Annotated in this window: 19 protein-coding genes; 3 read left to right on the plus strand and 16 right to left on the minus strand. The window is 37.9% G+C overall.

What is annotated here, in order from left to right:
• The first annotated feature begins 346 nt into the window (after positions 1-346).
• Positions 347-1,228, plus strand: coding sequence for a cupin-like domain-containing protein (locus tag B7E04_RS03130; protein WP_080777331.1), 882 nt, complete (start codon positions 347-349; stop codon positions 1,226-1,228).
• A 33-nt stretch (positions 1,229-1,261) separates the two neighbouring features.
• On the opposite strand, the gene B7E04_RS03135 is transcribed toward B7E04_RS03130, so the two are convergent.
• The 16 genes from B7E04_RS03135 to B7E04_RS03210 all read right to left on the minus strand — a co-directional run bounded on the left by B7E04_RS03135 (position 1,262) and on the right by B7E04_RS03210 (position 14,105).
• Entirely contained in the window at positions 1,262-1,642 is a 381-nt protein-coding gene (locus tag B7E04_RS03135) for a hypothetical protein (protein ID WP_139785325.1), read from the minus strand.
• Positions 1,643-1,661: 19 nt separating this feature from the next.
• On the minus strand, positions 1,662-1,943 hold the full coding sequence (locus B7E04_RS03140) for a hypothetical protein (protein ID WP_062651856.1): 282 nt from the start codon (positions 1,941-1,943) through the stop codon (positions 1,662-1,664).
• A gap of 280 nt (positions 1,944-2,223) precedes the next feature.
• Positions 2,224-3,948 carry a M14 family metallopeptidase gene (locus B7E04_RS03145; protein WP_080777333.1) on the minus strand — a complete coding sequence of 575 codons (1,725 nt, stop codon included), beginning with the start codon at positions 3,946-3,948 and terminating at the stop codon, positions 2,224-2,226.
• Between the two features lie 330 nt (positions 3,949-4,278).
• Entirely contained in the window at positions 4,279-5,016 is a 738-nt protein-coding gene (locus B7E04_RS03150) for a metallophosphoesterase family protein (protein ID WP_080777334.1), read from the minus strand.
• A gap of 181 nt (positions 5,017-5,197) precedes the next feature.
• Positions 5,198-5,740: an RNA 2'-phosphotransferase gene (locus tag B7E04_RS03155; RefSeq protein ID WP_080777335.1), complete on the minus strand. Its 543-nt coding sequence runs from the start codon at positions 5,738-5,740 to the stop codon at positions 5,198-5,200.
• Between the two features lie 7 nt (positions 5,741-5,747).
• Positions 5,748-6,689, minus strand: a complete 942-nt coding sequence (locus B7E04_RS03160; protein ID WP_080777336.1) for an ADP-ribosylglycohydrolase family protein — start codon at positions 6,687-6,689, stop codon at positions 5,748-5,750.
• Entirely contained in the window at positions 6,689-7,375 is a 687-nt protein-coding gene (locus B7E04_RS03165; RefSeq protein WP_080777337.1) for an SIR2 family NAD-dependent protein deacylase, read from the minus strand. Before B7E04_RS03165 ends, B7E04_RS03160 begins: the two co-directional genes overlap by 1 nt.
• Positions 7,372-8,409 carry a DUF2971 domain-containing protein gene (locus B7E04_RS03170; RefSeq protein ID WP_080777338.1) on the minus strand — a complete coding sequence of 346 codons (1,038 nt, stop codon included), beginning with the start codon at positions 8,407-8,409 and terminating at the stop codon, positions 7,372-7,374. The genes B7E04_RS03165 and B7E04_RS03170 overlap by 4 nt, the downstream gene beginning before the upstream one ends.
• Positions 8,410-8,420: 11 nt before the next feature.
• The gene (locus tag B7E04_RS03175; RefSeq protein WP_080777339.1) at positions 8,421-9,239 is read right to left on the minus strand and encodes a TIGR02452 family protein; all 819 of its coding nucleotides are present in this window, start codon (positions 9,237-9,239) and stop codon (positions 8,421-8,423) included.
• On the minus strand, positions 9,229-9,654 hold the full coding sequence (locus tag B7E04_RS03180) for an ADP-ribosylation/crystallin J1 (RefSeq protein WP_080777340.1): 426 nt from the start codon (positions 9,652-9,654) through the stop codon (positions 9,229-9,231). Before B7E04_RS03180 ends, B7E04_RS03175 begins: the two co-directional genes overlap by 11 nt.
• 44 nt (positions 9,655-9,698) lie before the next feature.
• Positions 9,699-10,772, minus strand: coding sequence for an adenylosuccinate synthetase (locus B7E04_RS03185; protein WP_080777341.1), 1,074 nt, complete (start codon positions 10,770-10,772; stop codon positions 9,699-9,701).
• A 3-nt stretch (positions 10,773-10,775) separates the two neighbouring features.
• Entirely contained in the window at positions 10,776-11,630 is an 855-nt protein-coding gene (locus B7E04_RS03190; protein WP_080777342.1) for a hypothetical protein, read from the minus strand.
• Positions 11,631-11,632: 2 nt separating this feature from the next.
• The gene (locus tag B7E04_RS03195) at positions 11,633-11,968 is read right to left on the minus strand and encodes a hypothetical protein (RefSeq protein ID WP_080777343.1); all 336 of its coding nucleotides are present in this window, start codon (positions 11,966-11,968) and stop codon (positions 11,633-11,635) included.
• A gap of 72 nt (positions 11,969-12,040) precedes the next feature.
• Positions 12,041-12,589: a prolyl hydroxylase family protein gene (locus tag B7E04_RS03200; protein WP_080777344.1), complete on the minus strand. Its 549-nt coding sequence runs from the start codon at positions 12,587-12,589 to the stop codon at positions 12,041-12,043.
• 33 nt (positions 12,590-12,622) lie between these two features.
• Complete coding sequence (locus B7E04_RS03205) at positions 12,623-13,165, minus strand: NADAR family protein (RefSeq protein WP_080777345.1); 543 nt, start codon at positions 13,163-13,165, stop codon at positions 12,623-12,625.
• Positions 13,166-13,427: 262 nt separating this feature from the next.
• The gene (locus tag B7E04_RS03210; RefSeq protein ID WP_080777947.1) at positions 13,428-14,105 is read right to left on the minus strand and encodes an NUDIX hydrolase; all 678 of its coding nucleotides are present in this window, start codon (positions 14,103-14,105) and stop codon (positions 13,428-13,430) included.
• Positions 14,106-14,246: 141 nt separating this feature from the next.
• Here B7E04_RS03210 and B7E04_RS03215 point away from each other — a divergent pair, with 141 nt between their 5' ends.
• Together B7E04_RS03215 and B7E04_RS03220 are read left to right on the plus strand one after the other, a co-directional pair.
• Entirely contained in the window at positions 14,247-14,888 is a 642-nt protein-coding gene (locus B7E04_RS03215) for a DUF1579 domain-containing protein (protein ID WP_080777346.1), read from the plus strand.
• Between the two features lie 96 nt (positions 14,889-14,984).
• On the plus strand, positions 14,985-15,194 hold the full coding sequence (locus B7E04_RS03220) for a hypothetical protein (RefSeq protein ID WP_139785326.1): 210 nt from the start codon (positions 14,985-14,987) through the stop codon (positions 15,192-15,194).
• The last annotated feature ends 33 nt before the right edge of the window (positions 15,195-15,227 follow it).

Consider the following 15,227-nt stretch of genomic DNA (forward strand, 5'->3'; position numbering starts at 1 on the left):
CCAAAATTTTATGAGCATTTATTATCCGAATCGCAGAAATTGGGATACCGTTGAGTTGATGCTCTGTCAATTTTATTTTAAATCTTGGTTTGGTATGAAGATTCATTAAATCTATTTCCGAATTTTGACGATCATTGATTGGCTCTTTTTATCCGCATGTAACGTTTGCCGATAAAATACTGTCTTATTTAAAGCAAATAGTACTTCACTTATGCATAAAGACTTACTTTTTTAAATTCTTATTTAGTCTAAATAGTTAAAAGTGATTTGAATCATAGATTAAAAAAAAATTAAACACTGATTCATATATATTTATTTAATAATTTTGTAACATAAAATTTATAGAATGGGAATTATTTTAAAGCCTATAGATGTTGTAGATGATATTACTCAGAAGGAGTTTACAGAAAAATATCTAAAGCCCAGAAGGCCCGTTGTCATCAAAAATATGGCAAGAAACTGGCCTGCTTACCAGAAATGGACGATGGATTATGTGAAGGAAGTGGTAGGTAATGTGGAAGTTCCTCTTTATGATTCTAAAAAAGCAGATCCTGCGGCTCCCATTAATACGCCTACTACGAAAATGAAGTTTGCAGATTATATAGACCTCATCCAAAGAGAGCCTACTGATTTGAGAATTTTCTTTTTTGACCCAATAAAGCATGCCGGGAAGCTACTGGAAGATTATATCTCTCCTAAAGAACTTATGGGAGGCTTTCTGGATAAATATCCTTCTATGTTTTTTGGAGGAAAAGGATCTGTGACGTTCCTTCATTATGATATTGATATGGCTCACATTTTCCATACCCATTTCAACGGAAGAAAGCATGTAAAGCTTTTTGAATATAAATGGAAAGAAAGGCTGTATCAGCTTCCTTATGCGACCTATGCTCTGGAAGATTATGATATTGATAATCCTGATTTCGAAAAATTTCCGGCCCTTGACGGGGTAGAAGGAATTGAATGTTTCCTGGAACATGGAGATACCCTTTTCATGCCTACCGGATGGTGGCACTGGATGAAATACCTGGACGGAAGCTTCTCCATTTCTCTGAGAGCGTGGGACAAGTCCTGGGCGGTGAAAGCACACTCTTTGTGGAACCTTACCGTACAGCGTAAATTCGACGATATTATGAAGTCCAATTTCAAAAAGAAATACATGGACTGGAAGGAAAAAGTAGCCATAAAAAGAGCAGAAATTGCTTTAAAAAGAGGCTTACCAAGATAAAACAAAAAGACGTTTCAGCTGAAGCGTCTTTTTTTATGATTTTAAATTCAAAAGAAGTTCTTCCATATTCCTTGTTATCTCATTGCACGAAAAGCAGGCTTCTTTACCATCCTGCGAAAACCATCTGCAGTGTTCGCGGATCGGACAAAACATAAGCTCTGTTTCTTTATCGCTGTCTAAATTCTGAACCTTCCGGGACAGGGAGCATTTAGATTCTTCTTTATCCCATTGGGCACAGCCCTTTTCAACACATTTCCCTGTAAAACGGAACCTCTGCTCAAGACCGTTTTTATCATGATTCTGCTCCAGGAAATCTTCTGTAACGGTAAGGGGTGTGATAAAACTGACCTTACCGTCTTTTCCAACCACTCCAAAAAGCTGTGCCCCAACTTTTCCAAGATAACTGGGACACATCTTTTTTGAAGCAAAAGAATCAGCCTCCATATCTTTTTATCTGGGACTGAATGTTCTGGATCTGGCTCTGGATATCAATTCCTGGTTTGAAAATAATGATTCCCCATGGAAACCAATCTTTTATTTTCATTGGTTTTAACAGTCCTTTGAAGTCTCTGTGCGCTCCGAAAGCCTGTGTATTGTCAATCTTTGAAAGTTCAGCAAGAACTACGCTCTGTATTCCCCTGTCGATGTTTTTCAGTTGTTCATCGGTAAGATCTACCCCTTCCAATGAAACGAAAAATTGCTTTTTAGTGGCCATAACTATGGTTTTTATTGGTTTTATTAAGCAAAGTTCGCGGGAAATATTGTTGAAAATTTAAGGAAAAACACCTTTATTGCATAAGTGGAAATCCGGGAAATTGATTTCTGGTTATCAGTATTTTAAATCATATTTCATGTAAGGAAGCACGAAGCTGGAAGATGGAAGTTATTGAACCCTTAAGAAGAGTTTTGTTCCTTTCTTATTCTTTTTTGACAAGAAATAATTAATCTAATATTAACTTCCGGCCTCCCTCTTCCAGCTTCAGTCCAATCTTAAATCATAATATCCTGTAAATCGGGTACTGTCTGAATGTTTTTTCTTCGAAATAAGGAGAATTCCTGTAAATCCAGTCCAGCTGGGCCGTTCCGTCCTCCGAAAACTTTTTATCTGCTGATTTTTTAGCCTCAAAAGCGTCTTTCAGTTTTTTATCATTCTTCAGTAATTCTGAAGCGGTATCTTCAAAAATATAAGCTGAATAATATTCTTTCTGGGCTAAAATTCCATCAAAAAAATTCCAGTTGAAAAATGAGTCTAATGCTTCAGGTTCAAGTGTTTCCACGATATACTTTACACCAGGCTGATCGGTTGAAACCAGATAATCTCCTGCCTGAAAAGCCATTTCCTTTTTTGCTGTGTCCACCGTGGTTTCATAATGAAGGTAATGCCCTTCGTAAGGGTTTTTTACCGTTTTAAAATCTTTGATCTTATAGGATTCCACATGAGCAGTACTGTCTTTTTTAAGGACCGTTATCCTGATCCGGTTCCTTTTCAGTTCTTCAATAACACGGTATTGAGATTGAGGAACCACATAGTATTTAGGAATGGTAATATATCCTGTAGGCACCGCTGTGGTAAAGAGTTTGATCTTTTTCGTAAAAGGCTTATTCCTGTCGTAATACAACCTCGGTTTCCCGGAAATCTCACTGGGCTTATATTTTCCTTCATAGCCCTTGAAATCCATGGTAGAAAACTGTGTGGAATCTATTTTCCAACGAATTCCGTACTGCATCCCGACTTTGTATTGTTTTAAATTTTCAAGGCGAAGCTCTTTTACTTTTTTATAATCTTTATCTAGTTTCTTAAGGTTGACCAGCATGTATCTGTAGGTAGCGTCCACCCTTTTGTCATAAGGCTTCAGCATGTGCGTTTCCGGAACCGTTCCAAGGGAATTGAACAGTGAAGTATAGCCGGTAGAGTATCTGGGAGAATCCTCAAAAGCAGCAAATCCCTCATCCGGAACATCCCCGTGGATATTGACGTAAGGTGTGCTTTCATAGCCCAGCTTTTTCATTTCTTCCAGATTCTGAGCCTGATAATCATTATAGAAATAATTCCCCAATGTTTTCCCAAGGCGTTCTTTAAAAGTTGAAATATAGGTAAAAGTATACTGATAATCAGCGCCGTTGCTTACATGATTGTCTATAAAAACATCCGGCTGCAGCCACTGATAAATTTCCTGAAAACTGCGGGCATTTTTAGAATCTGCTTTGATAAAATCCCGGTTCAGATCATAGTTTCTGAGATTCCCCCTGAAACCGTACTGCTCCGGGCCGTTCTGATTGGCCCTTGAGTGGGAACCTCTGTTCAGCATTCCGCTGACATTATATGCAGAAATAGCTGCGATGATGAAGTTCTGTGGTGTTTTTATTTTCTTTGCCGCCAGATCCCGCATAAGCATCATCGTGGCATCTATTCCGTCCGGTTCTCCGGGATGAATGCCGTTATTGACAAAAAGAACCGCCTTATTCTTCCTCAGTTTTTCTATATCCTTCTCAGGAAAAGGATTGTAAACTACCACGTAAATGGGCTTTCCATTATCATCCTCTCCTTTTTTAAGGTATTGAATGGTATTGAAATTTTTAGCCAGATCCTGGTAATAGGCATTCATTTCTTCATACGTAACCGTCTGGTTTTTATTTCCTTTTTCAAAAGGGGTCTGGAATGAATTCTGAGCCATAAGTAACGAAGAACTCAGGAGTATCAGGAGGTATTTTAGTTTCATTGAAGCAGTTTTGATGTTCAAAAATACTAATATTCCCGGGAAAGAGCTAAAGGGCGAAAAGGCAAAATTGCTAAAAAGCAAAATGGCTAAGGTTGTGTGGGGTGATGTAAAAGGGGTTGGGATAACGCAAGGGCGCAAGGTTGTTATCTTTTTGCTGTTTTAAGGCGCGAGAAAATCAAAGATTTTCATTTGAGTTTTGATATTAAAATCTGCAGAATTTGCTCAATCTGCGTGAGCCTCTCATATCCGCTTATTTTAAAACCTCACAGGGTTGAACTCTATGAGGCTTGAAATGATTCTGTATCTGTTATTTTACAGGTTCCTGATCTTTTAAATATCATTGTTTCTTCCTCTTTCCTTAGGATAAAGGGCTGGAAGCGGCTCACTCTGCCAGAATTCTTTAGTGTTGATATCCATTAGTGACAAAGCACCTGTAAAAGCGGCTCCGGTATCCATATTCCAAACGTTGGCTTTATTTACAGGATGGCTGATTCCTATATCCAAAGTCGGGGTATGTCCAATAAATATTTCATTATACAGCAGCAGTCTTTTCGGGTAGAGCTCTGAACTTTTCTGCAGTTTTTTATCCATGGCTACCGCGGTTTCCCAGAGGGTTCTGTCCCAGCGGTAGTTGCTGGAATAGACTTCCTTTTCAGGGCCGTGCATAGAGGAATAGCCTGCATGGATAAACAGGCGGTTGTTTTCATCAACATAATAATTTTTCATCCTCTGAAAAAATTCAAGATGGAGATCCAGATCTTCTGGTGAATAGCCGTTATAACTTTCAACGGTGCTTTTTCCTCCATTGAAAAGCCAGACATCGGGACTTCCTCCAAACGATAGCCAATCTTCGCACCAGGCATCATGGTTTCCTTTGATAAAGATGCAGGCCTGTTTTTCTGAAAGTTCCATCAGGAACCGGATGATCTGAGAAGATTCGCTCCAGCCGTCTACATAATCACCGAGAAAAATAAGCTGATCGTCCCCTGTAACTTCTGCTCTTTCAAGAACCTGTTTTAAGGCTTTAAAACCACCGTGAATATCACCAATAACTAATGTTCTGCCCATTTCTTATTTTGAAATTTATTTTTTAGATATTCTGATTTTTTTGTTGGATAACGCAAAGACGCTAATTTTTTCAAATGTTGCGTTTTAAGGCGCAAGGATTTTATCTGCGATAAAATTGACGGAGCCCTATCCTGCATCTTTATCCTTTATTCTTTATTCTTTGTTCTTTGTTCTTTGTTCTTTACTTACTAATATATTGGGGTTCAACAAAATCTGTCAGCCAGACTCCATTGGCTGAGAGGAAAAATATAATTCCGGCCTCATGCATTGCTTTTGTTCTGATGGTCAGAATCACAGGCTTTCCATGGCGCATTCCCACCTTTGTCGCAGTTTCTTTGTCTGCACTGAGGTGAACATGCTGGCGGGTCCTTTTTTCAATTCCATTTTCGAGGATGGAAGAAATATTGGCTTCTGCTGTTCCATGATAGAGGAAATCAGGAGGCTGAGCAGCTTTCAGGTCCAGATCTATAGCTATGGAATGTCCCTGACTGGCTCTGATCCTCGTTTTATCCTCATTAAAAGCGAACCGTTTTTTATTATTGGTTTCCACCACTTCTTCAAGGTCTTCAAAACTAAAATGCATTCTTCCTTTTGCAGATTTTGTAATAAGTTCACTGACGTCCGCCCATCCGTTTTCATCCAGTTTCAGCTGAATGTTTTCGGGCTGATGCCTGAGAATAAGGCTTAGAAATTTGCTTATTCTTTTGTTTTCTATTTCGGTCATTGTTTTTTTATTTCATTAATTTTTTTTGGAGCTTTTCACATAAAACCCCGATGTCATCTTTCCTGACAAGTTCATTAATCCATTCTTCCGGAATATTTTCAAAACCATAGTAGATTCCGGCAATTCCTCCGGTAATGGCTCCTGTGGTATCGGTATCTTCTCCTAAATTTACCGCTTTTAAAACCGCTTCTGAATAACTTTCTGAGTTTAAAAAGCACCATAGGGACGCTTCCAGACTGTGGAGAACGTAACCGCTGCTGTAAATCTTTTCTTCCGGAAATTCATTCAATTTATTGTTTAGGATTCGAGTAAATTTATCCATTTCATTTTGGGAGCAAACCGGATTATGATCTAAAAAATGTTTTACAGAAAGTTTCATCTCGCCATAAGCTTCAAATTTATCCTTACCTTTTATAATTTCCCTCAGCAATTCCAAATAAATAAAACAGGCTATAACTGAACGAATGTGGCCATGAGTAACTGACGACACATCTTTTACAATATCAAACCGCTTTGTAATTTCAAAATCTTTAATATAAAATAAAAGAGGCAATATTCTCATTAATGACCCGTTTCCATTGTCAAATTCACTAGTTCCACCACAAACTTGAGGAGTATAACCTTTACTGATTTTATAAATTGCCTGCCTGGTAGCAATACCTATGTCGAAAACTCTTCCATGCGGTGTCCATATTTCCGCATTATACCATTGAAGAAATTTCAACGCTATATTTTCCAGATCATATCCATTGCAAAGGCTGTCTGTAAGGCACAGTGTTAAAGAACCATCATCACTCCACGTACCTGCTGGCTGGTGATGGGTTCCCAATCCTCGCATTTTTGTTACCGGCGACCGCTTAAGCTGTTCTCTGCTTCTAAATTCCACCGGCACACCCAGTGCATCGCCGATGCATACTCCAAAAATCCCAGCTTTTACCATATTTTCCATCAGGCAAGTTCTATCAGTTTATCATACAGGAGTTTCATGCCTCTTGTTGCCGATTCTTTCATGACCACTGCTCTTTTTCCATAACCGAAGCCCGTTTCATTGGGATTGATCACGACCAGCAGACAATCGTCTTTGATCTCATGGATCAATCCAGCCGCCGGATATACCTGCAATGAAGTCCCGATTACCACCAGAATATCCGCTTCTTTTACTTTTTCCTGTGCCGTTTTATACAATGGAACATCTTCGCCAAACCAGACGATAAAAGGTCTGAGCTGAGCCCCATCTTCCGCCTTATCTCCAATTTGGATATCACCTTTTTGTTCGTAGATCAGGTTTTTATTATTGCATGAACATGATTTGAACAATTCCCCGTGAATATGCAGGATATTCGTAGATCCGGCTCTTTCATGCAGGTCATCTATATTTTGGGTAATGATCTGAACTTCGAAATGTTTTTCTAATTCTGCCAACAGTCTGTGGGCTTCATTGGGCTGTACTTCATGAAGCTGTCTCCTTCGCTGATTATAAAATTCCAGAACCAATCCTCTGTCTTTTCTCCACCCTTCCGGGCTGGCCACCTCTGTGATGCTATGATTTTCCCAGAGACCGTCTCCGTCCCTGAATGTTTTTATTCCGCTTTCGGCACTGATTCCGGCGCCACTTAATATGGTTAGTTTTTTCATTGGTTTTTTAAAATTTCATTGTAATAAAAATCTTTATAAGGATTATTAATTGCTGCTTCTTCCCAATCGTCACAAACGGTGATTATTGAGTTAGCATATTCAATATATTCCCTATCACTTTTGGGATAAACATTTATTAATGATTTAACTTCTTTATTGTTAAAAACATACAAGCTATTTTCTTTAATACAGAATGCTTCTCTAAATGCTAAAATAAATTCTTTTACTTTAGATTCATCCATAGAATCTTTATAATGAATATAATAAGACTTATGAAGAACGTTACTGCGATGTTCAAGTATATCAAATTCAAAAGTACTTACTTCATATTTTAGTTTACGTTTTGTTTCATTAATCAGTTTAAAGTCTAATTTAAAATTCGATGGAAATACTTCATAAAATCTCACATCCATCTTTTTGAAAAGTTCATAAAAAGACTCTTTAATTATTTCTGGTGTTTTAATTCCAAAATAAATTCCTGTAATCGCAGACGGATGAAATTTTTTCATTCCAAAATTATCAAAAATCAACCTTATTTCTTCTTCATGCTGCCATGTAGACTTTTTAGTAGCAAACATTTTTTTAATAAACTCATCTTTCAAATTTATAAGATCATTAATATCTAATGTTGGAATGTTATCTTTATAATCAATTTTGAATTTATATTGAAAATCAAAGTTTTGCCCCCTATCAATTAATTTTTCTAAATCATACTCTACACAGTATCCCGAATAAGAACTTGCATAATAAGCCCACAATTGCTCATTCAAAAAATCTGTACTTAAACAATATACTCCAATTTTTTCCTTGAAGTTTAAAACTTCTTTAAATTGCTTTTCAAAATTATTTAACTCTTTATATGGAAATAAAGTTTTCAAAAGTTCTATAACTTGGGATATTTCTTCATTAAAATAAATGTCAAACGGGTCATTCAACATGTTATAATTAGATGAGTAAAAAGAATTATTTTTAATCGTTTCAAAATCTCTTTTAAAAACGTCCTCCTCTATTGATCTGTATTTATAAACTTTCATAATAATTCGTATTATTTAAAAAAATCTTCAAACGGCTTTATCATTTCTTCTTTCTTCGTCAAAACGGCAAAAACCACTCTTTTAAATTTATTTTTATATTTTCCGTGAAGATGTTTTTTGAATAAATCCGCAATCTCCTGTGGATCATTTTTAAAAACTCCGCAACCCCAGGCACCTAAAATCAGTGTTTCATTTCCCTGATTCAAGGCAAGAGCAAACATTTTCTTCATCCTGATATCCATAGCTCCATATATTTCCCCTTCTCTTTCCGGCTCCTGTCTTTTTACAACTCCGGCGTTCACAGCTGGTGATGTGATAAAGTTACATAGAACTGGTTTAGATAATAGTTCTCCTTTATCCTTCCTGAAGACAGGAACTTTTGGACTGTAAATCATCATATCCGTGTAAAAGCAGGATTCCATATTTCTATGAATCTTGTAATAGTCCCCGGCTTGTAACTGAGTTTCATACAGAGCTGAAGTTCTTGCCAGGCTTTCTTCCTGAGCTTCTGCTCCACTGATAAAGCCTCCTCCCGGATTTTTGGCTGATGCAAAATTCAAGCACATTATTTTCTCCTGGTTTTCTTCCTCAGCTAATTTTAAAATTGCTTTTAGCGAGCTGAAATTCCATACTTCAAATTGGGTTTCAAAATTGGTTTCAGGAAGTTCAGATTTTGATATTTCAGCCAAATCTTCCGATGAAAATAAAACGGTTCCTTTCTTACAATCTTCCAGTTCTTTTTCTATTGAAATTTTTTCGTTCTCTTTGTTTATATAATATTTTTTGGCTAAGATGTCCAATGTATCTTTTGCCATTCCTTTATTGGTCATGGTTAGTTTTTAATTTTAATATTAAGCTTTCTATTTCCTTGTTCATCGTTTTTTCAAATTCATCACCTACAAAAACCTTAATCACCTCAATTTCCCCTACAATTCCATCATTAAAATAATCCAGCTCTTCAGACGGCACCCAGAGCTCATTGTGATTTCTGGCTCCTACATTCTGTGCTGGATATTGATTGATAATCTCTTCCTTTACCCTGAACATGGTAACAAAACCCAGATAATTTCCGGCCTCATCCCTGGTATTCCACTTTTCAGCAATTTCTGATGCATACTCTTCATTCAGAACCGGATAGAAAATGGGCTGCCAATCCAGTCTTGGAGGGAATTTTTTATATCCGTTTTCCGCGATCAGTATCATTTCCTTTTCTCCAACCGGTCTGTATAATATCTGTGTCTTCATGGTCTTTTTTTGGCTTTATTCTGTCATTAAATATAAGCCATTATTTAGTTAAAAAATTCTTTAAAATCTTTTGAATAAGGTGAATATGATCCGTAAATTTTATCAATCCTTACCTTTAAATTCTCTGGTTTAAACTGTTCATCAGTCTGATCCAGGCAAGTGATCACCAAATTCTTTTTTGTGGTCTTTACATAAGCTCCGTCTACAATAAGCGCATAATTCAATAATTCATAATCCAGATTTCCAAACCGGAGTTCTTTCTGATATTCATTAAATACGCAGGTCTCCTCTTCATTATTTTTCAGGCTTAATTCCTTTTCATTGCTCATCCAGCCGCTTCCATGCCGGGTAGAATAGATTCTGGTAACATAATACATTTCGATATCTTCTATGTTCAGCCGCCTGCAGATTTCATACGCATTTTTTGAGGTAGTGTTTGCATAGGTAACATTCGGAAATACACCGTGATCCATATCCAGCAAAACTCCCTGGCTTCCCTCGAAAATGAGGTTTTCAAATGAATTCAGGTAGGAATAATCATCAATTTTCCATTCAATTTCATCTATCGCATTCAGGAAATCGTTTATAGCTTCTTCTACCTGTTTTTCATCCATATAGCCATAGTAATAAGCAATTCCATTCAGTTTTTCGATCAGCATGCCTCTCGGTGCCATTAAATCGGCGCCAAATAGTTTATAAGGGCTTTCATGTCTTTTCATGGTTGCTCCAATGCCTTTTCCACAGGTTCCGTGCTCCAGATTTTTTGTACTGGTCCTGTTCTGCCAGACATCAAACGGAGTGGTTACTTTGGCCAGTGGGTGAATGTGCAGTTCAATATTTCCGCCTTTTTCCAATAACTCTTTTCTTTCATTCAGGAGAAAAACCGGATGAACGGTACAGTGTTCTGTAAAATAAGACGGTAACCCACGAAGCGCACCGCTCGCATAGCTGGAATGGATATGTTTTTTATCTCCAATCATCACCGTATGCGCTGCCTGCTGTCCTCCGGAAAACCTGATGGCTACTGACTCCGGGTTCTGTCGGGCAAGAAAATCAGTCGTAATTCCCTTGCCTTCATCACCAAAACCCAGTCCTATAACTATTTGTGCCTTTTTCATGACTTAATACATCTGAATATTATCAAATCCTCCGTTACCTGCAGTTCCGGTTGTTTTATTTTTAAATGTTTTGCAGACCACATTTTTAATAACATCCGGAATTTCCCTGTGATCTCTTACAGACAGACAGTTTTCTCCCAACAGCTCTATCCAGCCTCTGCTTGCTCTTAATGCCTGATCAGAGTGTAAAACATTAATGTGGTAGACTTCGTAGCGTTTTTGAGCTTCTTTCAGTAGCTCAAAGTGGCTGTAGGTCTGCTGGCCTGCTCCCATAATTTCTCTGACAGCTAATGCAGGAAGTGTTCTCAGAAAAGGTTCATCTCCTATTGTAAACAGGATTCCTTTCTGGTTTCTCTTCTCAAAAGCATCTGTTCTGGTATGGAAAGCCGCAAAATACCAGGCCAGAAGGTAGCTCTCACCGCCATTTCCTCCTCCTCCGGATTCAATGTAGGTTCGGGTAAGCCACATGTCCAGCTCCTCATCTCCGGATTCGAACTGCCCTACCTGTAAGGGATAAGCGTCACATTCATGATCCCCTATTCCCAGGAATAAAAGGGCCGGATCGGGAACTCCTCCCTGCATAATTCCGCCCATTAATCTGGGAAGTCCTTCTTTAATCAACTCATGAGGGATGTGTCCCATACTGCCCGTTACGTCCAGTCCCAGAATGATGGGAACCGTATCCGGATGTACATCAGAATCCCTGGATTCCCTGAAAGAAATTCCTTTTGGATTCATAGATTCATGGGCTCTTCCCAATGCGTTCTGAGTGAAAATTTCTCCTGCGGATTTATATCCGTAACCTGCTTTTCTTGCTCTGTTTAAACGAGCGTCCATATCGTATCTTGTACTTCCCATAACTATAATGTTTTACCGAATAAATATTCAAATCTCTTTACAGCAATTTCCAGCTGAATATTTAAATTTCTGATTGTTAATGATAATTCTATGTCTTTCTGAACAAATGCCTCCGGCTGAAAATCTTCAAACGTAAGGCTGTTTCTGTCTAAAGGGCTGATATCAATAAGTCCTTCCCTTTCCCGTTCCAGCCGTTTTATTTTAAGCTCGATGTCTTCCACTCTGCGCCTGTAGATCAATTCGGAGTCTGCTCCGATAATTTGGGCCCGGTCTTCTCTGATCTGGTCATTATTTCTCTGTAACAACCCGATAAATCTTGGTTTTAATTCGTCCTCCATCTTTTAACTATTTTGTGTTATTTTTACACTAATTGGAATTGACATAACAATGTCTTTTCCTGCAAAGCTTATTTACTTCTTGGAATACATGACATCTGTTCTCAAAACATATTTCAATCCGCTGATCAGGGTTTTTCCTTCATGTCTTAAAGGATGATAAAATACCAGTGCCGAACCTTTCTTCGGAGCTACCGTAAACAGATTTTCAAATTCTGTTTCCCCTCCTTCAAAATCATCATTCAGATAGATCAGAAAAGTGTAGAAACTTTTTTCATTTTCATTGCGTATATAGCTTCCGTCCCGGTGCATTTTGAACCGTTGTCCGGGAGAATATTTATACACCCTGAACATTTCATTAAAATCCTTAAGTGTATAATTCTCATGATTTCCGGGAAGGAATGTTGCGGCCATTTCAAAAAGCTCATCAGCCAGTAGATTATCAAAAATCATCAGTCGGTCGTTGTTTCTGATTCCTTTACTCATCATCTGTCTCCCGTTCATATTGATTTTCGCTTCTTCAAATACTTTTCCCCGCGCCATGGTTATATATTCATCGCAGGCTTCCGAAGAAAGGAAATCTTCAATCAGAAATATCTGTGGATGCAGTACTGTTTTTTCCATGGATCATATTCTGTGTTTGGTGATTGTGTGTTTTTATCTTCTTAACTCATCTCTGACTTCCATTAAAGCAAATCCCAGCAGATTTTCCCCGTCCCATAGAAGCGGATTTTGTGCTCTTGGATCTGATTCCAGCATTCCGATTCCCCAGATCCGGTCATACGGACTGGCCTCTATCAGAATCTTGTTATCTGTTGACAATAAAAATGCTTCCAGCCTGGGGCTTTGTGAAAATTTCAGCAGGTTGGCTTTCTTTACAATTTCATATTTGTGTGCATCCCAAAGTTTTGCTTCAAAATGCTTCACTTTTCTTCCCAGACTTTTAGCATCGTTAGGTGTTTCAGATTTTAAAACTTTTTCCAAAATTTCCTCATCCTTGAATAATCTGGCTTTTCCTGCCATCATATAATGCTCAGCAGTTTTATAAACGATTCCATTTTCTTCGAACTCAACCGGAAGCCATTGGCTGAAACAGGATTTTGTAACCGCATCTTTTACAGTATGACCCCAGAAAAACATGAAATCGAGTTCTTTGTTTTCCTGATATCCTTCTCTAATATTTTGTAAAGTGTATTTCATGATTGCGTTATTATTACACAAATGTAAAACAATATTACTTTATAAACAAAATATATTTGTGTTATTTTGACACTAAAAATTTAACTGTCTGATTATCAGAAAATAATTTTGAAATTCTTAAGTACATTTAAAACACGGATAGCACTAATCCTTTCACAAATAGCACAAATACAATAACAACTAAAATTTTAGTTCAATTATTCAAAATGATAATCTCTGGGATTTTTGATGGAAATTAAGGTTAGATAAGGGTTGAAAGAAATTATTTGATTTCGAAATAAAACCCTTCTTTCTCAAGCTCCTCGTACTTCTGCTGATTGAAGGTAAAGAGTTTTCCGGGTCTTCCGCTGCCTTCTTTTTTTACATTATTGGTTTCATTTAGAAGACCGTAGCTCATGATCTTTTTGCGGAAATTCCTGCGGTCTATTTCCCGGCCGACAATGGTTCTGTAAAGATTTTCAAGGTCTGAAAAAGGAAATTCTTCGTTAAGAAGATTAAAACCAATCGGCTGATATTGGATTTTAGTACGAAGCCTGTTTAACGCAATATCGATAATATTTTTATGGTCAAAAGCTAATGACGGCAGCTTATTGACACTGAACCATTGGGCGTCTTCTGCATCTGAATCTGCAAAGAGCTCATGATAAGAAGGGTTCACAAGGCCCAGATAAGCCACAGAAACCACTCTGTTCCGGGGATCCCGGCCTACGTTACCAAAAGTATAGAGTTGTTCCAAAAAATCGGGCTTTATGCCTGCCTCTTCGTAAAGTTCTCTTTTCACTGCATCATCAAGGTTCTCATCATCAAGAACCAGACCTCCGGGAAGCGCCCAGCCCCCTTTGAACGGATCGATCTTTCTTTTGATTAAAAGAAGCTGAAGATCCTGCTTGTCAAAGTACCCGAAAATAACGGCATCTACGGCCACTTTGATATCCTGAATTTTTTTTGGAGACCCCATAAATCTAGTTTGCGTTGTGAATACACAAAGGTACAATTAATAAATGAAATCAAAAAAACAATTGACCGCATAATAAAATTAACTACCTTTATTTCACATTAATACACTTAAAATTAACTAATTATGAAAAATCTATTGTTATTATTCTCAGTCGTTTTTCTGGCAACCGCTTGCGAGAAAGGAAAACCAGCAACAGAAAAAGGTTCTTCCGGAACAGATTCGGCTTCGGCCAAAGAATGGAAACCTGTGGACTCTGCCACTGCTATGAAAGCCTGGATGGAATACTCCACACCGGGAGAAATGCAGAAAACATTAGCCGCCTCGGATGGAAACTGGACCGGGACCACAACAACCTGGATGGAAAACGGCGGGAATCCTGTCACCAGCCAATCTGAATGTACCAATAAAATGATCCTTGGTGGAAGATATCAGCAAAGTACCTACAAAGGAAACTTTATGGGTATGCCGTTTGAAGGAATGAGCCTTATGGGTTATGATAATACCAAGAAGAAATTTGTAAGTACCTGGGTAGATAATATGGGAACCGGAATTATGCATGCGGAAGGAGACTGGAACCCTTCTAAAAAATCCATAGAACTTAAAGGTAAAATGACAGATCCTGCGAGACCGGGAGAAGAATGTGATTTCCGCGAAGTGTATACTTTTACGGACGCAAACAATCACATGATGGAAATGTACGGTCCTGATTCCAAAACAGGAAAAGAATACAAAACCATGGAAATAAAATTCACCAGAAAGAAGTAAAACAGGTGAATCACCACAGCGAAAACAGTGATTTTCATTAGAGGTTGTATGACAGATATGCTCAACTTTGGGATAAGAATTAAAAATTATACCATCATGAAAACATTATTAAGAGCCTTTATCGTGGTTATTATCATCATAGGAGGAGTACTGATCATTGTTGTGGGGAAAAAACCTTTCCCGGAACCCGAATGCATTGTTTGCGGGATTAATCTTATAAGAACATTGGGAATAGCTGAAGTCATTCTCGGTCTCGGAGCCCTGGTGATCCAGGCCAACCTGATTGAGAAGCAGCGTAATTTCTGAAAAATAAAAGACCGGTAATTTTCTACCGGTCTT

The sequence above is a fragment of the Chryseobacterium phocaeense genome, from assembly GCF_900169075.1.
Taxonomy (GTDB): domain Bacteria; phylum Bacteroidota; class Bacteroidia; order Flavobacteriales; family Weeksellaceae; genus Chryseobacterium; species Chryseobacterium phocaeense.